This window comes from Tardiphaga sp. (genome assembly GCF_028290495.1).
Classification (GTDB): domain Bacteria; phylum Pseudomonadota; class Alphaproteobacteria; order Rhizobiales; family Xanthobacteraceae; genus Tardiphaga.
On the sequence record NZ_JAQGJT010000177.1, the window covers coordinates 34039 to 53970 of the forward strand.

At 64.7% G+C, this 19932-nt stretch carries 22 protein-coding genes; 10 read left to right on the forward strand and 12 right to left on the reverse strand.

The annotated features are described in order from the left end of the window. Positions 1-113 precede the first annotated feature (113 nt). The 6 genes from JWQ24_RS26330 to JWQ24_RS26355 all read left to right on the forward strand — a co-directional run bounded on the left by JWQ24_RS26330 (position 114) and on the right by JWQ24_RS26355 (position 4222). On the forward strand, positions 114-1115 hold the full coding sequence (locus tag JWQ24_RS26330) for an alpha/beta fold hydrolase (protein WP_299814847.1): 1002 nt from the start codon (positions 114-116) through the stop codon (positions 1113-1115). After that, positions 1112-1666 carry a hypothetical protein gene (locus JWQ24_RS26335; protein ID WP_299814850.1) on the forward strand — a complete coding sequence of 185 codons (555 nt, stop codon included), beginning with the start codon at positions 1112-1114 and terminating at the stop codon, positions 1664-1666. Before JWQ24_RS26330 ends, JWQ24_RS26335 begins: the two co-directional genes overlap by 4 nt. Position 1667: 1 nt before the next feature. Then, the gene (locus tag JWQ24_RS26340; RefSeq protein WP_299814853.1) at positions 1668-1970 is read left to right on the forward strand and encodes a transcriptional regulator; all 303 of its coding nucleotides are present in this window, start codon (positions 1668-1670) and stop codon (positions 1968-1970) included. Positions 1971-1999: 29 nt separating this feature from the next. Beyond that, on the forward strand, positions 2000-2506 hold the full coding sequence (locus JWQ24_RS26345; RefSeq protein WP_299814857.1) for a DUF6622 family protein: 507 nt from the start codon (positions 2000-2002) through the stop codon (positions 2504-2506). Between the two features lie 96 nt (positions 2507-2602). Continuing rightward, the gene (gene purD / locus JWQ24_RS26350; protein WP_299814860.1) at positions 2603-3886 is read left to right on the forward strand and encodes a phosphoribosylamine--glycine ligase; all 1284 of its coding nucleotides are present in this window, start codon (positions 2603-2605) and stop codon (positions 3884-3886) included. Positions 3887-3976: 90 nt separating this feature from the next. Next, positions 3977-4222, forward strand: a complete 246-nt coding sequence (locus tag JWQ24_RS26355; protein ID WP_299814863.1) for a hypothetical protein — start codon at positions 3977-3979, stop codon at positions 4220-4222. Here JWQ24_RS26355 and JWQ24_RS26360 read toward each other — a convergent pair. Next, a complete protein-coding gene (locus JWQ24_RS26360) occupies positions 4193-4639 on the reverse strand; it encodes a nucleoside deaminase (RefSeq protein ID WP_299814907.1) in 447 nt (148 codons plus the stop codon). The genes JWQ24_RS26355 and JWQ24_RS26360 overlap by 30 nt on opposite strands. Before the next feature lie 210 nt (positions 4640-4849). Between JWQ24_RS26360 and JWQ24_RS26365 the strand changes: the two genes are divergently transcribed. Genes JWQ24_RS26365 through JWQ24_RS26375 form a run of 3 tightly spaced genes read left to right on the forward strand, consistent with a single transcriptional unit; the run spans position 4850 to position 8085 of the window. Then, complete coding sequence (locus tag JWQ24_RS26365; protein ID WP_299814866.1) at positions 4850-7114, forward strand: pseudouridine synthase; 2265 nt, start codon at positions 4850-4852, stop codon at positions 7112-7114. Positions 7115-7117: 3 nt separating this feature from the next. Further along, positions 7118-7672, forward strand: a complete 555-nt coding sequence (gene rsmD / locus JWQ24_RS26370) for a 16S rRNA (guanine(966)-N(2))-methyltransferase RsmD (protein WP_299814869.1) — start codon at positions 7118-7120, stop codon at positions 7670-7672. Positions 7673-7695: 23 nt separating this feature from the next. Beyond that, positions 7696-8085: a VOC family protein gene (locus tag JWQ24_RS26375; protein ID WP_299814872.1), complete on the forward strand. Its 390-nt coding sequence runs from the start codon at positions 7696-7698 to the stop codon at positions 8083-8085. A 124-nt stretch (positions 8086-8209) separates the two neighbouring features. Here the strand turns inward: JWQ24_RS26375 and mutL are convergent, their stop codons facing one another. Then, positions 8210-10042: a DNA mismatch repair endonuclease MutL gene (gene mutL / locus JWQ24_RS26380; RefSeq protein WP_299814875.1), complete on the reverse strand. Its 1833-nt coding sequence runs from the start codon at positions 10040-10042 to the stop codon at positions 8210-8212. A 233-nt stretch (positions 10043-10275) separates the two neighbouring features. On the opposite strand from mutL, the gene JWQ24_RS26385 reads away from it, so the two are divergent. Further along, positions 10276-10581 carry a ribbon-helix-helix domain-containing protein gene (locus JWQ24_RS26385; RefSeq protein WP_299814878.1) on the forward strand — a complete coding sequence of 102 codons (306 nt, stop codon included), beginning with the start codon at positions 10276-10278 and terminating at the stop codon, positions 10579-10581. A gap of 204 nt (positions 10582-10785) precedes the next feature. Here the strand turns inward: JWQ24_RS26385 and JWQ24_RS26390 are convergent, their stop codons facing one another. The 10 genes from JWQ24_RS26390 to JWQ24_RS26435 form a co-directional block, all read right to left on the reverse strand. Beyond that, positions 10786-12354: a GMC family oxidoreductase gene (locus JWQ24_RS26390; protein WP_299814880.1), complete on the reverse strand. Its 1569-nt coding sequence runs from the start codon at positions 12352-12354 to the stop codon at positions 10786-10788. Between the two features lie 36 nt (positions 12355-12390). Next, positions 12391-12933, reverse strand: coding sequence for a gluconate 2-dehydrogenase subunit 3 family protein (locus JWQ24_RS26395; RefSeq protein ID WP_299814883.1), 543 nt, complete (start codon positions 12931-12933; stop codon positions 12391-12393). 99 nt (positions 12934-13032) lie between these two features. Beyond that, a complete protein-coding gene (locus JWQ24_RS26400; protein ID WP_299814886.1) occupies positions 13033-13428 on the reverse strand; it encodes a VOC family protein in 396 nt (131 codons plus the stop codon). Beyond that, positions 13429-13749: a c-type cytochrome gene (locus JWQ24_RS26405; RefSeq protein WP_299814910.1), complete on the reverse strand. Its 321-nt coding sequence runs from the start codon at positions 13747-13749 to the stop codon at positions 13429-13431. A 161-nt stretch (positions 13750-13910) separates the two neighbouring features. After that, complete coding sequence (gene arfB / locus JWQ24_RS26410; RefSeq protein WP_299814889.1) at positions 13911-14330, reverse strand: alternative ribosome rescue aminoacyl-tRNA hydrolase ArfB; 420 nt, start codon at positions 14328-14330, stop codon at positions 13911-13913. Between the two features lie 73 nt (positions 14331-14403). Next, complete coding sequence (locus tag JWQ24_RS26415; RefSeq protein WP_299814913.1) at positions 14404-15765, reverse strand: pitrilysin family protein; 1362 nt, start codon at positions 15763-15765, stop codon at positions 14404-14406. A gap of 2 nt (positions 15766-15767) precedes the next feature. After that, positions 15768-17150, reverse strand: coding sequence for a pitrilysin family protein (locus JWQ24_RS26420; RefSeq protein ID WP_299814892.1), 1383 nt, complete (start codon positions 17148-17150; stop codon positions 15768-15770). Between the two features lie 128 nt (positions 17151-17278). Continuing rightward, entirely contained in the window at positions 17279-17989 is a 711-nt protein-coding gene (locus JWQ24_RS26425) for a hypothetical protein (protein ID WP_299814895.1), read from the reverse strand. Between the two features lie 86 nt (positions 17990-18075). Continuing rightward, positions 18076-18582, reverse strand: a complete 507-nt coding sequence (gene lspA, locus JWQ24_RS26430) for a signal peptidase II (protein WP_299814898.1) — start codon at positions 18580-18582, stop codon at positions 18076-18078. Positions 18583-18742: 160 nt separating this feature from the next. After that, positions 18743-19932, reverse strand: a 1190-nt coding sequence (locus JWQ24_RS26435; protein ID WP_299814901.1) for a class I tRNA ligase family protein, incomplete at its 5' end; no start/stop codon positions are given.

The following is a 19932-nucleotide window of genomic DNA, read 5'->3' on the forward strand; positions in this document are numbered from 1 at the left end:
TTTGCCGGCAAGTTTAAGGATTTCGCGCAGGGAACGCCAATCGTGGCTTGAATTACAGATTACTCTGTAATACAGAGTTAACTGTAATTAAGGTTTTCAGCAGGAGGCTGCTCATGGCCGCGACGATCTTCTCTTTCGGTTTCCGTATCCTGTTCGGGGCACTGGCTGCTGCCGGGCTCCTTGCGTTGCTGCTGGCTGGCATGATCGCCTGGCCGCTCGATCCCCTGCCGGAACTGAAGTCGATCTCTAACGCACGAAAATCGCAGGATTTCAGTGCATTGCCGGCGACAGCGCGGTTCCAGGCTCGTGACGGCACGGCGCTGGCCTATCGGCACTATCCCGCCATTGCCCCCACAGTGAATCGCATCGCCGTCTACGTCCACGGCTCCTCCGGGTCCAGCCGCGGCGCCGGTCACATGCTGTCGATGGCGCTGGCGGCACGCGGAGTCGAAACCTACGCCGTGGACATCCGTGGCCACGGCGAATCCGGCTCTCGTGGGGATATCGGATATCTCGGCCAACTGGAGGACGACCTGGCCGATCTTGTCGCCCAGATTCGCAAGACCAGCCCCGCGGCGCCGCTGACGTTGATGGGGCATTCCTCCGGTGGTGGCTTCGTGCTGCGGATGGCGGGCTCCAAGATTCAAGACCTGTTTGCGCGCACCGTGCTGCTGGCACCGTATCTCGGCTACGCTGCGCCGAGCAGCCGGCCAAATTCCGGCGGCTGGGCCAATGCGGATATTCCGCGCTTCCTCGCGCTGTCGTTGCTGCGCGCTGCGGGCATTTCCTTGGGTGAATCGCTACCCGCGATAGTCTTCGCGGTGCCGCCGAATTCCAGCAGCGTGCTGACCGCGACATATTCGTACCGGTTGATGCGCGATTTCGCGGCCTCGCGGGATTTTCGAACTGATCTTGCGGCCGCACGCCATCCCATCACCGTCATTTCGGGCGCCGCCGATGAGCTGATTGTCTCCGACAAGTTCGGCGAGATCTTCGGCAGCCGCGCGGTCGTTCGGATCATCGACGGCGTCGATCACATGGGCATTGTCGGCGATCCCCGCGCCGTGTCAGTGATTGCCGATGATGTCGCCAAATTCGAAGTGAGTTCGCGATGACCATCGATCGCTCGGACGCCGCGGCCGCACTGTCTGATATCGACGACATCGCGCGTCGCGTTCGGCAATCGCGGATCTACCAGTTCTCCAGCATGATGCTGATGCTATGGGGGCCGCTGACGGCGGTCGGCAATGTCGTATCCTGGAGCTGGCCGCGTCAGGCCGGCTATGTCTGGGTCGCGGTCAATCTCTTCGGCGTCGCCGCCTCGTTCGCAGCCAGTGCTTTCGGCAAAAGGCGCACAGGCATTCACGGCTTCGACACCAGGGTGTTGCTGGCCTTCGGGTTGTTCTTCGGCTTCGGCCTGTTGTGGAGCGTGGGCCTAGTGCATTTCACGCCGCGCCAGCTCGGTGCGTTCTGGCCGATCTATTTTATGCTGGCCTATACGATCGCCGGCCTGTGGCTGGGCCATGCTTTCGTGGCCATCGGGCTCGGTATCACAGCGCTGACGCTGCTCGGTTACTTCTTTGCCGGCGACTGGTTCGAGCTGTGGATGGCGGTTGTCAACGGAGGCGGGCTGCTGCTCGGCGGGCTCTGGATGCGGCGGAACTGACATGGCCGAGTTCGACGATATTATCCACCAGCCGCAACGGTTGCGGATCATGGCGGCGCTGACCGCGCTGCCCGATCCGCAGGGGCTCGACTTCACCCGGCTGAAGAAACTCACCGGCGCCACCGACGGCAATCTCGGCGCTCATATCGAGACGCTGGCGAAAGCCGGTTATGTCACCGTCGTGAAAGCCTTTGTCGGCAAGAAGCCGCAGACCACGGTGGCCGCGACAGCGACAGGGCGGGGTGCCTTTGCCCGCCATGTCGCGACGCTGCGCGAGATCATTGCGGCACAACCGACTGATTGAAACCGGGCACCCGACAGAGGAGGTTGAACATGCAGACCGTCATCGCCATTCTCGTCCATACGCCGCCCTGGGTATTCGTGCTGCTGGCCCTGCTGATCTGGCTGGGCTGCCTGTCGCTGCGGCCGCGCTCGCAGCCGCTGCGCCGACTGCTGATCGTGCCGGCGGTGTTTTTCCTGATGGGGCTTTCCCGGCTGGTGCTGGGCGGCAAATCGATTGAGCTGCTCGTGGTCTGGCTGGTCAGCGCCACCCTGCTGGCGGCGCTGGCGCTGTACAGCGGCCCTCGCAACGTCACCATCGACCGCGATACCGGCTACATCCGGCGCCCGGGCAGCGTGCTGCCGCTGGTCCGCAACATCGTGGTGTTCGTGCTGCAATACGCCGTCGCGGTGGTGACGGCGATGAAGCTGAACATAGGCATCGACGTGGCGATGGCCGGGCAGGCGATTTCCGGAGCGTGTGCCGGCTATTTCCTTGGCTGGACGATCGCGCTGCTGCGCAGCTACCGGGCCCAGACCGCCGTCGCCGCGACGGTCTGAGCCGATCTGCCTGTGTGTTTTCCCGGCCGGTTATTGCGGGCTTCACCGGCCGGGGCTACACCCTGCGCTGATCCTCAACCCGGTTCGGCCAGTCTCATGAACATTCTCCTTCTCGGTTCCGGCGGGCGCGAGCACGCGCTGGCGTGGAAACTGGCGTCTTCGCCGCTGGTCACCAAGCTCTGGTGCGCGCCGGGCAATGCCGGGATCGCGCAGGAGGCCGAATGCGTGGCGCTGGACGTCGCCGACCATGCCGCGGTGATCGCGTTCTGCGCCGCCCACAAGGTCGATTTCGTGGTGGTCGGGCCGGAGGCGCCGCTGGCGGCGGGGATCGTCGATGATCTTGCCTTGGCCGGCATCAAGGCGTTCGGGCCGAGCAAGGCGGCGGCAAGGCTGGAAGGCTCCAAGGGCTTCACCAAGGACCTCTGCCAGGCCAACAACATCCCGACCGCGGCCTATCAGCGCTTCACCGATGCCGCGGCGGCCAAAACTTATATCCGCGCCCAGGGAGCACCGATCGTGGTCAAGGCCGACGGCCTCGCGGCCGGCAAGGGCGTCGTCGTCGCAGAGACGCTCAACGACGCCTTGGACGCCATCGACATGATGCTGGGCGGCGGCTTCGGTGAGGCCGGCGCGGAAGCCGTGGTCGAGGAATTCCTCGTCGGCGAGGAGGCCTCGTTCTTCGTGCTGTGCGACGGCGAGCACGCGCTGGCGCTGGCTACCGCGCAGGATCACAAGCGCGCGTATGACGGTGATAACGGTCCCAACACCGGCGGCATGGGTGCCTATTCGCCGGCGCCTGTGATGACCGACGCGATGTGCGCCCGCGCGATGGACGAGATCATCTATCCGACCCTGCGCGCGATGAGTGCGATGGGCGCGCCCTACAAGGGCGTGCTGTTTGCGGGGCTGATGATCACCGACGATGGCCCGAAGTTGATCGAATATAACTGCCGGTTCGGCGATCCCGAGACCCAGGTGCTGATGATCCGGCTGATGTCGGATCTGCTGCCGGCGCTGATCGCCTCGGTCGATGGTCAGTTGAAGAATTTCGACCTGCGCTGGTTTCCCGATCCGGCGCTGACGGTGGTGATGGCCGCCAAAGGCTATCCCGGCGACTATGAAAAGGGTACCCGCATCGCAGGCCTGGACCGCGCGGCCAGGATCGAAGGCGTCGAGATCTTCCATGCCGGCACCAAGGCCTCCGGCGACTGGATTCTCGCCAATGGCGGGCGGGTGCTCAACGTGACCGCCTCGGGCAAGACCGTGGCCGAAGCGCAGCGCCGCGCTTATGAGGCGATCGGCCTGATCAACTGGCCAGAGGGCTTTTGCCGCCGCGACATCGGCTGGCAGGCGGTGGCGCGGGAACGGGCGAAAAGGTAATTTCAACCCCTTTATGTTGCACGCGAAGTTTCAACCTCAGCGCTTGGAACTTCTTTGGCGACCGTCGATTAAGTCCGTCAGAGGGTTCTCATGACGCATTATTATTTTGACCTGAAGAACGGCATCACCAAGCGCGATCACAGTGGCTTGGAGCTGGACAACGACATTCAGGCCATTGCCCAGGGACAAAGCATAGCCGAGGAGATTGGCGGGATACCGCAGCATCAAACCTGCCGTGTCTGCATCGTCCGGGAAGACGGCCAGGAAGTGATGCAGGTCGAAGTGGCCGCCGATCCTGATCAGGATTTAGCGCCGAAGCTGAAAAAACGCTCGTAGCAGGCTTGCCGACTGGCTTTCGCCCACCGCGGAATACACTTCCGGTGCGTGGTGGCATGTTGGTGACGCAAAGAATCGCACCCCGGAATCCACGCCGCCACCCTTCGGATCAGCCGCGCCAAAATACAGCCGCCGGATCCGTGCGAAGGAGATCGCCCCGGCGCACATCGTGCACGGCTCCAGTGTGACATAGAGGTCGCAATCGCCCAGACGCTGGCTGCCGAGTTGGCCTGCGGCCTGCCGGATCGCCAGGATTTCGGCATGCGCGGTGGGATCATTGTCGCGAATGGTGCGATTTCCTGCTGCGGCGATCACCTCGTTGTTAAGCACGATGACGCAGCCGATCGGCACTTCGCCGGCTTCCGCGGCGTTTTCGGCCGCTTGCAGGGCCAAATCCATAAAACTGGGTGCGGTCATGGTGTCATCGTGTGTGAGAGGCGTGAACGAGGCAGCGGGGGGCCGCTTTTGCTGATCGCGCTTTGCGTCGAACTCTGCTAGGGCTTTACATTCAGCAAGAGTGGATACCGGTTTTTGCGTGAATGCGCCCGAAGATTGAGCGCGCAATCGTTCCGCCAGCCCTGTTCCGCACTCAATCGCAATTCAGCCTTAAGCTGCAGTGAGACCTTCATGCCCCGCGATAACGATCGAAACAATGGCCCCTCGCGTGGCCGTCCGCCCGGTAAATCCGGCGGAGGCGCCAGCAAGGGCCGCTCCGGCGCTTCGCGCGGTCCCGAGAAGAAATTCGCCAAGCGCGATGGCACCTATGCGCCGAAGCCGCACGATGCCGGCGGCGGCGAGCGCAAGACCTACGGCGCCAAGCCCTATTCCGGCCCCGGCAAGCCCTATGCCGGCAAGCGCGACGGCGCGCCGCCGCGCCGCGACGACGACCGTGCCCCCCGCCGCGACTATGGCGATGCCCCGCGTCCCGCGCGCAGCTTCGGCGGCGATCGCCCGCAGCGCAGCAGCGGTGGCGACCGTCCGGATCGCGGCCCGCGCAAGGATTTTGGCGGCGAGAAGCGGCCGTACACGCCGCGTGAAGGCGGTGGCGAGAAGCGCCCCTACCAGTCCCGCGATGGTGGTGGCGACAAACGGCCGTATACGCCGCGCGAAGGTGGCGGAGAGAAACGTCCTTACAGCCCGCGTGGCGATCGCCCGAATTTCAACCGTGATGATCGCGCTCCGCGTGGCGACCGCAACGATTCCGGCCGCGATTCGCGCGGTGATTCCCGTCCTGCTGGCCGTTTCGCCGACAAGAAGTTCGGCGAGAAGCGTCCCTATACGCCGCGCGACGGCGGAGGCGAGAAGCGTCCTTACACGCCGCGTGACGGCGGTGGCGAGAAGCGGCCTTATTCGCCGCGTCCCTCGGGCGACCGTCCGTTCAGCGCGCGCCCGCCGCGCGACAACGACCGTCCGCGTTCGGACCGCCCGCAGGGTGATCGTCCCTTCAGCGGCGGCAGCAAGTTTGGCGGCGACAAGAAATTCTCCCGTGGCGCGCCGGACCGTGGCGGTCCGCGCAAGAGCTTTGGCGATCGCCCGGATCGCGGCGCCGATCGTGGCGAGTCCAAGCCGTGGCAGAAGCGCGACGAGGGCTCCGACCGCAACGCGCGTCCGTCGCGCGACGGTGCTCGCCAGTACGAGCGTCCGAATTTCGAACGCGTGCGTTTTGAACGTGTGACGGAAGAGCGTCCGCGCTTCGAGCGCGCGGGCGGAGACCGGCCGAAATTCGACCGTCCGCGCGAGCGCCCGAGCAGCAATTTCCACGAACATCCGCGCAACAATGGCGGCGACGAGCGTCCTCGCCGCGACAATGAAGACGACAGCCGCATCTTCGCCAAGCGTCCGGCCTTCGGTGGCCGCGGCGACTATCGCGAGCGCAAGCCCGAGGAGCGTCGTCCGCCGCGTCCGCCCGCGCCGAAGAAGGCCGGCGAGCGCGTCGCCAAAGTGGTGTCGCGCGCCGGCCTGTGCTCGCGCCGCGACGCCGAGGAGTGGGTCACGCAGGGCCGCGTCTCCGTCAACGGCCGCGTCATCAACTCGCCGGCCCTCGATGTGACCACCCGCGACGTCATCACGGTCGATGGCAAGCCGTTGCCGGCGCCGGAGCGCACGCGGCTGTTCATGTATCACAAGCCGAAAGGCCTGATGACCACGCATGCCGATCCCGAGGGGCGTCCCACGGTGTTTGACCATCTGCCCGAGCATCTGCCGCGGCTGATCTCGATCGGCCGGCTGGATTTCAATACCGAAGGCCTGCTGCTGCTGACCAATGACGGCGGCCTCGCACGCACGCTGGAATTGCCCGACACCGGCTGGCTGCGCCGCTACCGCGTTCGCGCGCATGGCGAAGTCACGCAGAGCCAGCTCGACCAGCTCAAGAACGGCGTTGAAGTTGACGGCGTGAAATATGGCTCGATCGACGCCACGCTGGAGCGCGATCAGGGCGCCAACGTCTGGCTGGTGTTCGCGATCCGCGAAGGCAAGAACCGCGAAGTGCGCAACGTGCTGGCGCATCTCGGCCTCGAAGTGAACCGGCTGATTCGGATCTCCTACGGCCCGTTCCAGCTCGGCGAGCTGGAAGAAGGCCAGGTCGAAGAAGTGAAAACCCGCGTGCTGCGCGAGCAGCTAGGCGAGAAGATCGCGGAAGCCTCCGGCGCGGACTTTGCGCGGCAGATCCCCAGCAAGGGCGATCCGGCGGATGATCCGATCATCGTCAAGAAGCCGGAGTTCAAACGCTCCACCACGGAGGACCGCAAGGGCCGCCGCGTTCTGGTGCAGCGCACCGGCTCTGAAGAGTCCCGCCTGCGCAACGAGGAAGAGGCTTCGGGCTACGGCCCACCGAAGCGCCCGAAGCGCGGCTATCACGGCAAGCGCGACATCAAGCCCCGCGACGAGTAGTCGATGCGGGTCGTCGGCGGGCGGCTGAAGGGCCGCAATATCGCTTCCCCTCAGACGCAGGCGATCCGCCCGACGGCGGATCGGCTGCGCGAGGCGCTGTTCAACATCCTGATCCACGCCTACGAAAACCCGGTGCTCGACGCCCGCGTGCTCGACTTGTTCGCCGGCACCGGCGCGCTCGGCATCGAGGCGGTGTCGCGCGGCGCGGGCTTCACGCTGTTCGTCGACAACGGCGCGGAAGCGCGCGCGTTGCTGCGCAACAATGTCGAGGCGCTGGGTCTCGGCGGCACCACCAAGGTGTATCGCCGCGACGCCGCCAATCTCGGCCCTGCGCATCCGGTCGAGCCGTTCTCGCTGGTGTTCCTCGATCCGCCGTACCGCATGAAGCTCGCCGAAAAGGCGCTGGCCTCGTTGCGCGACGGCGGCTGGTTGACGCCATCGGCATTGCTGGTGGTCGAAGAGGCGAAGGACGCCGGGTTCGTGGCGCCGGACGGCTTTGAAGAGCTCGAACGCCGCGCCTATGATGATACCGAGTTTACGTTCCTTCGCTTCGCATAATCAAAATCAACGGGGAAACGCCGATGTCCTATCCGAACTACACCTGGGATCACGTTCACATCCGCACGCCCGATGTCGAGGCGATGGCGCAATGGTTCTCCGACATCCTTGGCGCGGAGATTGTTCGCGGCCCGGCGCGGACCGATATCAAGCTCGGCGGCGGCGTAATCTTCCTCGCTGAAGCCCCCAGTAGCGTGAACCCGCCGCCGGTCACGCCGTATCAGGGTCTCGATCATATCGGCCTGTCGGTGAAGGATATCGACGCGGTGGCGGTGACGCTGAAAGCCAAGAGCGTCGAGTTTACCAAAGAACCGACTACCATCCGCCCGGGCGTGCGGGTGTGCTTCATCCGCGGACCGCTAGGCATTTCGATCGAGCTGCTGGACCGGGACGCGAAGTATCAGATGGCGTGAGGCAACGCGCTGATCGCGCCGCCGTCATTGCGAGGAACGAAGCGACGCGGCAATCCAGAAAGCCACGTGCTCGGCAAGAACTGGATTGCTTCGTCGCGAGGGCTCCTCGCAATGACGACCTTGCCTACCTTCTCCCGAATAATTTTTCGATGTCGCTGAGCTTTAGCTCCACATAGGTCGGCCGGCCGTGGTTGCACTGGCCGGAGTTCGGCGTGTCTTCCATCTCGCGCAACAGCGCGTTCATCTCTTCCGGCTTCAGCCGCCGCCCGGAGCGCACCGAGCCGTGGCAGGCCATCGTGGCGGCGACGTGCATCAGCCGGCGCTCCAGCGGCAGCGCCTCGTCCCATTCCGCCATGTGCTCGGCGAGTTCGCGCAATAGCGCGCCGGCATTGGCCTTGCCGAGCAGCGACGGCGTCTCGCGCACCGCGACCGCGCCGGGGCCGAAGGAATCGATCGCGAGGCCGAAACCCGCGAGTTCCTCGGCGCGGTCGAGCAGTTGCTCGACGGTGGCCTCATCCATCTCCACGATTTCCGGGATCAGCAGCATTTGGCGCTGCACGCCGTTCGCCGCAATCGAGGCTTTCAGCCGCTCATAGACGATGCGCTCATGTGCGGCGTGCTGGTCGACCACGATCATGCCGTCGCGGGTCTGTGACACGATGTAGTTCTCGTGCAGTTGCGCGCGCGCGGCGCCGAGCGGGCGGTCGATGAGGTCGAGGTTCGGCGCTTCCTCGAACCGCACGTCGGCGGTCGGCGTGCCGACGTCGAAGGCGGCCTGGCCGCGCTCGGCGAGTGCGGCCGAGCCATCGAACGAAGGTATCGGGCCTGTCGGATACGTTGCGGGATAAGACGGCGAACTCCGCCAGTCCCAGTTTGCCGCCGGGCGTGGTGGAAAGTTCGGCGAGAAGTTCGGGCGGAACGAGTCCAGCACAGCGCCATCGCTATTCGCCGCCGTGCGGCGGCCTTCGCGCGCCAGACCCTCTTTCAGTGCATGCACGATCAGGCCGCGCACGAGACCAGCATTGCGGAAGCGCACCTCGGTCTTGGCCGGATGCACGTTGGCGTCGACCTCCTGCGGATCCAACATGACGAACAAGGCCACGACGGGATGGCGGTCGCGCGGCAGATAGTCGGAATAGGCCGCCCGCACCGCGCCGATGATCAGCTTGTCGCGTACCGGGCGGCCGTTGACGAACAGGTACTGCCCGAGCGCGTTCGCCCGCGTCAGCGAGGGCGCGGCGGCAAAGCCTTCGACGATGACGCCTTCGCGCTCGCTGCGCACTTCGATGGCGCTGAGGCGAAACTCTGCGCCGAGGATATCACCGAGCCGCGTCAATTGGCCGGCAGGCCCGGGCAGCGCCGCGGCCCAGGTCACCGGCGCGCGCTCCTCGCCGGCCATCGAGAAGGCGATGTCCGGCCGCGCCATTGCGAGGCGGCGCACCACTTCGCGGATCGCTTCGGCTTCGGTGCGGTCGGTCTTGAGAAATTTCAGCCGCGCCGGCGTCGCATAAAAGAGGTCGCTAACCTCGACGCGGGTGCCCTGTGAGAGCGCCGCCGGCACGATGGGCGACTTGTCGCCGCCTTCCACCGCGAGCGACCAGGCGTGCGGCTCGGAGGCGTGGCGCGTGGTGATACTCAGTCGGGCCACCGAGCCTATCGAGGGCAGCGCCTCGCCGCGGAAGCCGAGTGTACGGATCGCCAGCAGGTCCTCGTCGTCGAGCTTGGACGTGGCGTGGCGGTCGGTGGCCAGCGACAGGTCAGCGTGGGTCATGCCCTGGCCGTCGTCGGTGATGCCGATCCGTCTGCGGCCACCGCCATCGGTGAAGATGTCGATCCGGGTCGAGCCGGCATCGATCGCGTTCTCGACCAGCTCCTTCACCACGCTGGCCGGCCGCTCCACCACTTCGCCGGCGGCTATGCGGTTGACGATGATTTCTGGCAACTGGCGAACGGGCATGTGGGCTGGGCCGACTCGTGGATTGGGCAGGGATTTTAGGCCGCCGCGCGCGCAAATGCATGCTGCAAAACGGTAAGCGCCGGGAAACGCACCACAAAGGGTGGGGACGGCCGGGTTGCGGCGGCGCGCCGTCCCGGCTCCCGGCAGGGCCTTGAAATGACGGTGGAATATTGTGGCCTCGCGCGGCCGGGTATATCGTTTGGAAAAGCTCTAAAAACGATAGGGAAAACGCCATGTGCACGCTGTTCGCCCACCAGCCCGCGCGCGATTATGAATCGCAGACCCGATCGCTGCGGATCGGCGGCCATTGCACCTCGATCCGGCTGGAAATGTCGTTCTGGGACACGCTGGAGGAAATCGCCGCCAGCCAGGGCCTCAGCATCGCGAAATTCCTGACAACGTTGCACGACGAGGTGCTCGACCACCACGGCGAGGTCAGCAACTTCGCTTCCTTGCTGCGCTGTTCCTGTTTGATCTACCGCTCGCGCAGCGCGGCGGCGATCGATCGCGGCACAGCGATGCTGGACGCGGCGGAGTAGGGGCGGCGCATTGCGTTTGGCCAAGTCGGTCACGCCGTCCTCATGGTGAGGAGCGCGCCCGTTGGCGCGCGTCTCGAACCATGAAGCGATTGGCGCTCATCCCGAGCGAATGGCCTTGCCATTCGCTGGAGACGCGGTCGAAGACGACCGCTCCTCAGGATGAGGTCCGGAGTGGATTGATCGCTCTCCAAAAGCGAGAAGCCCTTAAATATCCTTCCTTTGCATCGCGCCGGCAATGTGGTCGGCCTGCCGGATCGCCAAAGCGACGATCGTCAGGGTCGGGTTGCACGCGGCCCCTGACGTGAACTGGCTGCCGTCGGAGACGAACAGGTTCTTGATGTCGTGGCTCTGGCCGAACTTGTTGACGACGCCGTCGCGCGGCCTGGCGCTCATGCGGTTGGTGCCCATGTTGTGCGTGCTCGGATAGGGCGTCGTGGGATAGGTCACAGTGGCGCCGATCGCTTCATAGACCGCGGCGCCCTGCCGGTAGGCGTGGTTGCGCATCGCGACGTCGTTGGGGTGATCGTCGTAATGCACGCTGGCGACCGGCATGCCGAACTTGTCCTTCGCGGTCGGGTCGAGGGTGATACGGTTGGTCTCTTGCGGCATGTCCTCGCCGACCAGCCACATCCCGGCCATTCGCGGATATTGCTCCATCGCGCTGGTGAACGGCCGGCCCCATGCGCCGGGATTGAGGAACGCCGCCATGAACGGCAGGCCGAGCGACAGCGTTTCCATCTCGTAGCCGCCTAGGAAGCCGCGTGACGGATCGTGGCGCGCCTCGTCTCGGATGATGCCGGCCATCGTGGTGCCGCGATACATGTGCACCGACTTTTCGAACACCGCATAGACGCTGCCGGTCATGTGCCGCATGTAGTTGCGGCCGACCTGGCCGGACGAGTTGGCGAGGCCGTCGCTGTACAGGCTGGAGGCGCTGTTGAGCAGCAGGCGCGGGCTCTCGATCGAATTGCCGGCGACTGCGACGATGCGGGCCTTCTGGCGCTGGGTCTTGCCGGCTTCGTCGGCATAGACCACCGCAGTGACCTTGCCGCTGGCGTCGTGCTCGATCTTCAGCGCCATGCAGGATGGCCGTACTTCGAGATTGCCGGTGGCTTCGCCTTTCGGAATCTCGGTGTACAGCGTCGACCATTTGGCACCTGACTTGCAACCCTGGAAGCAGAAGCCGATCTGCTGGCACGATCCGCGATTGTCGCGCGGCTCGCTGTTGATCGCCATCCGCCCGGTATGGACTTCCTTGTAGCCAATCTTGCGGGCGCCGGCCTCCATGACCTTGTAGTTGTTGTTGCCGGGCAGGCCGGGGATGTTGTTGGTGCGGGTGACGCCCATCTTGTTTTCGGCCTTGGCGTACCACGGGTCTATCTCGGCCAGCGTGATCGGCCAGTCCAGCAGATTGGCGCCGGGCACATTGCCATAGACGCTCTTGGTCCTGAATTCGTGCTCGTCGAAGCGCAGAGATGCGCCGGCCCAGTGCACGGTGGAGCCGCCGACCGATTTCACGATCCAGGCCGGCAGGTTGGCGAAGTCCTTCGCCACGCGCCACGAGCCGGAAGTGGTGCGCATGTCGGTCCATGCCAGTTGCGTGAAGCTTTCCCATTCATTGTTGACGAAGTCCTGGATCTCGGTGCGTGGGCCAGCCTCCAGGATCACCACCTTGACGCCCTTCTGCGCCAGTTCATTGCCGAGCGTGCCGCCACCGGCGCCAGACCCGACGATCACCACCACGCCATCATCATTGAGATCGAATTTAGCCATGCTGTGTCCTCCCAACTATGTGTTGCGCGATGCCGATCAGACCTTTTGCAGCCAGTCGATGTCGTTGAATCCGCGGCTGATGTAGCCGCCATGCTCGGCCGAGGAGCCCTCGTAGCCGAATTTCGGCCACAGCGATTCCTGGTTGTAGAGCGACACGACGAGGTCGCCGCGCAGCGTCTTGAAGAACGAGGTCTGTTCGATGCCCTGCAGCAGCACGACGCGGTCGGCTTCCCATGGCACCTGCGCGTAAGCGAGCTTGTGGCGATCCTTGGCGTCCTGATCGAGCCGTCGCACGCCGTCCTCAAACATCGCCTTGAGCGCGGGATCGGCGGCGGCCTTGCCATCCCACGGCTTCACCGCGGTGATGTAGTAGTTGTCGCCCAGAAAATCGTGCGGATAGATGTCGCGGGCCATCTTGACCAATGTCTTCAGCGTGGCGGGCGTCAGCGCTGTGGCATCGGCGGACCAGGCGTCCTCGATACCCGCCGCGCCGATGGCGGCGACGACGGGGACCGCGGTAGCCGCACCCTGGAGAAAGATCCGGCGGCTGTAGTGGCTGCGTCGATCGACTTCTCTCATCGTATCCTCCCATGAAGTATTTTTCTTGTTGCGCTTAAAGCCTTTTGCTTGGACGCGTTTTCTTCACGCGAACCGGAAACCACTTCGCTCGAAAACGCTTTAACCGAAGCGGCCGCCCTTCTGGATCACCTCGATCTTGTAGCCATCGGGATCGCTGACGAAAAAGAATCGCGCCAGCGTGCTGCCGTCATGCTTGAAATCGCGCAGCGGGCCGGGTGACAGTTTTTCGTTTTCAAAGCGCACGTGTTCGGCGTCGACGTCATCGACCACGACGGCGAGATGGCCATAGCCGTCGCCTAGAACGTAGGGCTCGGTGCGGTCGAAATTCACCGTCAGTTCGACCTCGAAGGGCGAGGAAGAATGGTGCAGATAAATCAGCGCGAAATCGGGAAACGCGAGGCGCTCGGCGATCTTGAGTCCGAAGCCGCGGGCGTAGAAATCCAGCGAGCGGGCTTCGTCGAGAACGCGGATCATCGAATGCACAGGCTTGGCCATTCAGTTCAGTTCCTTGAGATAGTTGATGATGGCGGCGCGCACCTCCGGCCGCGACTGGCGGTAGGCCATCACGGCGCCGGGAACAAGCACCTGCGGATTGGCCATCCAGGCATCGAGCCGGTCTTCGTTCCAGACGAAATGTGCCTGCGCCAGCCCCGGCGAATAGCGGAAGCCGTCCTGCGTCCCGGCCTCGCGACCGACGATCTTCGCCAGTTGCGGCCCCTGCCGCGGCGGCTCGGACAGGCTGGTGGCGTGGCAGGTGGCGCATTGCTGCTTGAACAAGCTCGCAGCGTCGAGCGGCTTGGCCGTGGGCAAGGCGATTTGCGCGGCGGCGCTATCGATCGCCAGCAGCGCGCCGCCAAATGCCAGTCCGGTCGAGAGGGCCGTTCGCCGCATCATGCTCACCGTTCGCTTCGGCAAAGCTTAGGTCGCGGTGCGCAGGCAGTGGTAGTAGCGGGCTGTTGCCCGCAGAACAAAGCGGGTCAGTCGTCGAAGCCGCCGGAGCCGCGTTTTGATTTGACGTCGCTGCGGCGCTTCTTGCCTTCCAGACGGCGGGTCTTGGAACCCAGCGTCGGCTTGGTGGCGCGGCGGGTAATCGGGCGGAAGGCGGCCTCGGCCAGCAGTTCGGTGAGGCGTTGGATGGCGTCCGCCTTGTTGCGCTCCTGGGTGCGGAAGCGCTGGGCATGGATCACGATCACTCCGTCCTTGGTCATGCGCTGGCCGGCCATCACGCGCAGCCGAATCGCCATGTCCTCGGGGATGACCAGTCGCTTGCTGTCGAAACGCAATTGCGCCGCGGTCGAGACCTTGTTGACGTTCTGCCCGCCCGGGCCGGAGGCGCGCACGAAGGTCACCTCGATGTCATCCTCGTCGATCGAGAGATTACGCGCAATCCGCAGCATGGGCTCACCGGGGGTGGAAGATGCCGCTATGTAGCAGATTCTCGGCGCGGATAGCGCAGAGGACGCTACCGGCCTAGTTCGCCTTCGGCGGCGTTACCACCGGGGCAACCGCGGCCTGCGGGGCGCGGCCGACGACGACGGTGATCAGCCCGTCGCCCCAGATCTTCTTCGCCGCCGCCTTGGCCTGATCCAGGGTGACGGCATCGACCACCGCATTGCGCTTCTCGATATAGTCGATCGGCTGCTTGTCGAGCTGATACTGCAGCAGCGCGCCGGCCAGCTTTGAGGACGAATCGAGCGCCAGCATCTGCGAGCCCTTGAGATACGACTTGGCCTCGTCGAGCTCGACCTGGGTCGGGCCTTCCTCGGCGAGTCGCTTCACTTCGGCGGTCACGGTATCGACGGTGTCGGTGGCGCGATCGGCGCGGGTTGCGGTGTTGCCGATGTAGAGGCCGGAATGCTGCATCCAGATCAGCGAGCCCGACACCGAATAGACCAGCCCGCGCTTCTCGCGCACTTCGTGGTATAGCCGCGACGACAGCGTGCCGCCGCCGAGGATGTGGTTGACGATATAGGCCGCCATGAAGTTCGGATCGTCGCGCTTGATGCCTGGGCTGCCGAAGGTCACCACGGTCTGCGGCACGTCGAGTGTGACGAAGGCCTTCTGCGGCGGCTTGCTGGCCGTGATCTCCGGCACATCAGTCAGTGTCGCCTTGGCCGGCAACCCGCCAAACGTCTGGTCAAGCAACTCGCCGAGCGTATCCGCATCGACATCGCCGACCACCGCGATCTTCAGCGTGTCTTTGGCAATGATGCGGCTCTTGTAGGCCTTGATGTCATCTACATTGATGGCCGGCACACTTTGCAGCGTGCCGTTCGACGAGCGGCTGTAGGGATGGTCGCCGAAGGCCAGTTCGAGGAACTTTCGGCTGGCGATCGAGCCGGGATTGCTGGTCTCGCGGCGCAGGCCGGACAGGATCTGGTTGCGGATACGCTCGATGTCCACGGCGTCGAAGCGCGGCTGCGACAGCGACAGTCGCAACAGGTCGAAGGCCTCGTCGCGATGATCCTTCAGCATCCGCAGCGAGCCGCGGAAGTAGTCACGCTGCGCGCTGTAGCTGAGTTCGATGGCGCGTCGCTCGAGCCGTTCATGGAACGTCTTGGAGTCGAGATCGGCCGCACCTTCGTCCATCAGGCTGGCGACCATGTTGGCGGTACCGGACTTGTCAGCCGGGTCTTGTGCGGCGCCGCCGCCGAAGGCGTATTCCATCGCGATCAGGGGCACGGTGGCGTCCTGCACGAACCACGCCTCGATGCCGCCCGGCGACACCAGGCGCTGGATCTTGGCGGCGGCGTGCGACGGCGCCGCGGTAAGGCCGGCGAAAGCGACCGTGGTGACGAAAGCGAGTGCGGCGCGGCGTGTGATGCGGATCATGTTCACGATCGCTTCTCCTCGCGCTTCGGCGCGGTGTCCTTGATCAGATAGCCGGTGACCGAACGGTTCTTGTCGAGCCATTTTTGCGCGGCCTCGCGGACCTGTGCGGCGGTGACCGCCTTGACGCGGTCCGGCCAGGCGCGGATGTCATCGACGGTGAGGCCGGTGGTCAGTGCTGCGCCATACCAGCGCGCCAGCGTGGCCTGATTGTCCTGCGCGTAGATCGCCTCCGCCACCAGCTGTGTCTTGACGCGTTCGAGGTCGGCGGCGGGCACGGCATTGGTCGCGACTTCGGCGATCACCGCGTCGATGGTCTTCTCGATGTCAGCAAATTCGACGCCGGGCCGCGGGCTCGCCGAGATCATGAACTGCGCGCTGTCCAGTGCGGTGCCCTGATAGCCGGCGCCGGCATTGATCGCGAGCGGCTTGTCGATCACCAGCGCGCGGTAGAGATACGAGTTGCTGCCGCCGCCGATAAGCTGTGCCAGCACGTCGAGCGCCGGGCTTTCGCCGGCCGCAGCCGTGGTCGCCGACGGCACCAGATAATAGCGCCGCACATTGTTCTGTTCGACGCGCGGATCGGCCAGTGTCACGGTGCGCGGACCGGCCGGCGGCGGCTCCTGCGGACGTACGCGCTGCGCCGGAATCGAAGGCTGCGGCGGGATCGCGCCGTAGGCGCGTTCGATCATCGGGCGGATATCCGTCGCCTCGACATCGCCGGCGATCACCAACGTGGCGTTGTTCGGCGCGTAGAACCGCTTGTAGAAAGCCAGCGCGTCCTCGCGGTCGAGCTTCTCGATCTCGGAGTGCCAGCCGATCACCGGGCGGCCATAGGGGTGGTTGAGATACAGCGCCGCCATGATCTGTTCGGACAGTCGCGCTTCCGGGCTGTTGGCGACGCGCATGTTGTATTCTTCCAGCACGACATCGCGCTCCGGCAGCACGTTCTCGTCCTTGAGGACGAGGCCGGTCATGCGGTCGGCCTCGAACTCCATCATCCGGCCTAGTTGGTCCTTGGTAACGCGCTGGAAATAGCCGGTGTAGTCGGTGGAGGTGAAGGCGTTTTCGGTGCCGCCGACCCGCTGGATGGTCTGCGAAAATTCGCCGGCCGGATGATTGGCGGTGCCTTTGAACATCAGGTGTTCGAGAAAATGCGCGAGTCCGGATTTGCCGGCGGTCTCATCGGCGGAGCCGACCTTGTACCAGACCATCTGCGTTACCACGGCGGTGCGGTGGTCGGGGATCACCACGACCTGCATGCCATTGCCCAGCGTGAAGGTGGTGGGCCGCTCCGAGGTGACGGTTTGCGCGCTGGCGGGCGCGAGGGAGAACAGAAGCGCCAGCGCCGCGGCGGATCGCACGGCCAGTCGGGATGCGGAGGTCATCACAGGGCTAACAGCTCCTTGGCAACATTAGGCGGTCGCGCCGCACGCAGTCGCGTGCCGGCCGATCGCACAGGCTGGAAAATCTGGAGTCCGGGTCGACGGTCACGCAATGCTGCAACGGCGCAAGGCTACGGCTTGGGGCTCATGATGTTGTTAAAGGCCGAGTTCTGCATGACTTCCTTCGGCCCGGTGCCATAGGCATAGCCGGCAGCCGGGGTCTGGTAGCCGACCGGCGGCTGGGTCAGGCTGTCGCGGGTCGGCTCGCCCTTGAACTCGCCTACCTCGCCCTTGTTGCCGCCGAACATGTTCTTGAACAGGCCGCCGTTGTAACCCAGCTGCGACGGGCTCAGGATGATGTTCTTGGTCGGATCGCCGGGAACCACAGTCTCGGAGGTCCCCGTCGGCTTGGAGCGCTGCATCTCCATTTCCTTCGGCGACAGCGAACGCGGATAATCGCGAGGATCGCCCTTCGGGGCCAGGCGGGCCTGTCGCGCGGCGTTGCGCTGCTGGACGTCGGGGTCCTTCGGCCAGTTCGGGACATTGGCAGCGGTGGCGTCCGGCGGCGGTAGCGTGATCTTCGGCGGAACCACCAGCGGCGAGCGCTCGCGGTAGTCGATGCCCTGATTTTCCATGTTGGTGCCGCCGAGGCCCGACATGATGTTCTTGATGATCTTGTCCTCAAAGGATGAGTCGTCTTCCTCGTCGTCGGCGGCGCGGGCGATCCCGGCGGACATCACGAGGCCAATGCCGAGCACGGCAGCAGCCAGCCGCAGGCTGCGCTTCAGTACGGCTGCCGATGAAGGGTGCAGCAGGGAACCGTGGATTTCGGTCTCGCGCATCGGGTTCATCCTGTTCAAATGTCTTGCGGATCGCCGTTTCGGGCACCGTCCGCTCGCTTCGCCCGTGAAGCCCGTATCGGCCGGGATCAGGGCGCTTTTGCGGCGGGTACTATGAAGAAAGAGTCATACAGCAGGGCGGCGACCCCGGCAACGATGGCGACATCGGCAAGGTTAAACACGTACCAGTTGTAGGTCTTGCCGCCGATATCGACGTGCAGCAGCGCGAAATCGACCACCGCGCCCCACGCGAAGCGGTCGATTGCATTTCCGATCGCGCCACCGATGATCAGGCCGAGCGCCACAGTGGCAAGCCGGGTTTGCGACTTCGCCATCCATATCGCCAGCGCCACGACCGCCACCGCCTTGACGGCGATCAGGATCGCCTGGCCGGTCGGGCCGGACTGCGAGAACCAGCCATAGGAAATGCCGGTATTCCAGGCCAGCACCAGATCGAAGAACGGCGTCACCGCCACCGCACCGCGCCGGCCGATGTCGAATACATAGAGCAGCCAGAGTTTTGACGCCTGATCGAGGAGCAGAGCGATGACGGCGGTGAGGATACCCGAACGGAGCAGGGGGGAGGGGGGGGTCATTGCGACGTCGCCAATCCCAATCGCGGTGTCGTCCCCGCGAAAGCGGGGATCCATACACGCTGTCGAAATGTGCCGGGCGAAACAGATATGGCCAATTCAGTGCCCAATCTTCGAGGATGGAGGTTATGGGTCCCCGCTTTCGCGGGGACGACGACCGAGCTTAGACTTTCCCCAGCGCCTTCCATTCCCGCAACGCCTGCGCGTCGCGCGGGGTGACGTCGGGAAACTCCGCGTCCTCGCCCACCGTCGGCAGGATTTTCCACGACCGCGCGCATTTCTGGCCGACGGCCCTCTCGACCACCACGGCGACGCCAGGGACGTCGGGGAGCGTGAAGGCGCCGGTCGGGGCGTCGTCATCGGTCATCATCGCATTGGAGGTGATGAAGACCTCCGCGAGATCGATACCGGCGAGGATGGCGAAAGTCGCCTTGTCTGCCACATAGACCAGCGGCGAGGCCTCCAGCGACGAACCGATCCGCTTGGCGGCGCGCTCCACTTCCAGCGCCCCGGTAACAACGCGGCGGACGTCACGGATGGTCTCCCATTTCGCGGCCAGCGCGTCGTTGCGATACGCGCCGAGACCCTCCGGAAACACCGTCAGATGCACCGACGGCTCGGCATCAGGCCTGTACATCCGCCAGGCCTCTTCCGCCGTAAACGACAGGATCGGCGCCAGCCATTTCAGGATGGCGTTGCACAGCATGTCGATGGCGGTCAGCGCCGCCTTGCGGGTGACCGACGACGGCGCGTCGCAATACAGCGTGTCCTTGCGGATGTCGAAGTAGAACGCCGACAGTTCGGTGTTCATGAAGGCCGATAATGATGCCACCACGGTCTTGTAGTCGAACGCCTCATAGGCCTCGCGAACGATGGCGTCCTGCTCGGCGAGCGCATGCAGCATCAGCCTTTCCAGCTCCGGCATGTCGGCGAAATCCACCGCATCCTCGGGCTTGAAGTGAGCCAGCGTGCCCAGCATCCAGCGTACCGAATTGCGCAGCTTGCGATAGGTCTCGATGGTGGTCTTCAGGATTTCGGGGCCGATACGCTGGTCGTCGGCATAGTCTGTGGCGCAGACCCACAGTCGCAGAATGTCGGCGCCGGATTGCGCGATCACCTTCTGCGGCTCGACGGTATTGCCGATCGACTTCGACATTTTTCGCCCGTTCTCGTCGAGCGTAAAGCCGTGGGTCAGCACGATGTCATAGGGCGCGCGGCCACGGGTGCCGCAGCTCTCCAGCAGGGAGGAATGAAACCAGCCGCGATGCTGGTCGCTGCCTTCGAGATAGAGATCCGCCGGAGGGCCGGTATAGCCTTTGGGCCGGGTAAGCTCGGGCCAGCGGCCACTGCCCA

Bases quoted from the DNA above. Each gene is read 5' to 3' on its own strand.
- JWQ24_RS26375 (WP_299814872.1), top strand. From the start codon at position 7,696: ATGTCCTATCCGAACTACACCTGGGATCACGTTCACATCCGCACGCCC.
- JWQ24_RS26345 (WP_299814857.1), top strand. From the start codon at position 2,000: ATGCAGACCGTCATCGCCATTCTCGTCCATACGCCGCCCTGGGTATTC.
- JWQ24_RS26400 (WP_299814886.1), bottom strand. From the start codon at position 13,428: ATGGCCAAGCCTGTGCATTCGATGATCCGCGTTCTCGACGAAGCCCGC.
- JWQ24_RS26385 (WP_299814878.1), top strand. From the start codon at position 10,276: ATGTGCACGCTGTTCGCCCACCAGCCCGCGCGCGATTATGAATCGCAG.
- mutL (WP_299814875.1), bottom strand. From the start codon at position 10,042: ATGCCCGTTCGCCAGTTGCCAGAAATCATCGTCAACCGCATAGCCGCC.
- JWQ24_RS26420 (WP_299814892.1), bottom strand. From the start codon at position 17,150: ATGACCTCCGCATCCCGACTGGCCGTGCGATCCGCCGCGGCGCTGGCG.
- JWQ24_RS26330 (WP_299814847.1), top strand. From the start codon at position 114: ATGGCCGCGACGATCTTCTCTTTCGGTTTCCGTATCCTGTTCGGGGCA.
- JWQ24_RS26425 (WP_299814895.1), bottom strand. From the start codon at position 17,989: ATGCGCGAGACCGAAATCCACGGTTCCCTGCTGCACCCTTCATCGGCA.
- JWQ24_RS26360 (WP_299814907.1), bottom strand. From the start codon at position 4,639: ATGACCGCACCCAGTTTTATGGATTTGGCCCTGCAAGCGGCCGAAAAC.
- JWQ24_RS26355 (WP_299814863.1), top strand. From the start codon at position 3,977: ATGACGCATTATTATTTTGACCTGAAGAACGGCATCACCAAGCGCGAT.
- JWQ24_RS26335 (WP_299814850.1), top strand. From the start codon at position 1,112: ATGACCATCGATCGCTCGGACGCCGCGGCCGCACTGTCTGATATCGAC.
- JWQ24_RS26340 (WP_299814853.1), top strand. From the start codon at position 1,668: ATGGCCGAGTTCGACGATATTATCCACCAGCCGCAACGGTTGCGGATC.
- JWQ24_RS26390 (WP_299814880.1), bottom strand. From the start codon at position 12,354: ATGGCTAAATTCGATCTCAATGATGATGGCGTGGTGGTGATCGTCGGG.
- JWQ24_RS26365 (WP_299814866.1), top strand. From the start codon at position 4,850: ATGCCCCGCGATAACGATCGAAACAATGGCCCCTCGCGTGGCCGTCCG.
- JWQ24_RS26415 (WP_299814913.1), bottom strand. From the start codon at position 15,765: ATGATCCGCATCACACGCCGCGCCGCACTCGCTTTCGTCACCACGGTC.
- arfB (WP_299814889.1), bottom strand. From the start codon at position 14,330: ATGCTGCGGATTGCGCGTAATCTCTCGATCGACGAGGATGACATCGAG.
- rsmD (WP_299814869.1), top strand. From the start codon at position 7,118: ATGCGGGTCGTCGGCGGGCGGCTGAAGGGCCGCAATATCGCTTCCCCT.
- JWQ24_RS26395 (WP_299814883.1), bottom strand. From the start codon at position 12,933: ATGAGAGAAGTCGATCGACGCAGCCACTACAGCCGCCGGATCTTTCTC.
- purD (WP_299814860.1), top strand. From the start codon at position 2,603: ATGAACATTCTCCTTCTCGGTTCCGGCGGGCGCGAGCACGCGCTGGCG.
- lspA (WP_299814898.1), bottom strand. From the start codon at position 18,582: ATGACCCCCCCCTCCCCCCTGCTCCGTTCGGGTATCCTCACCGCCGTC.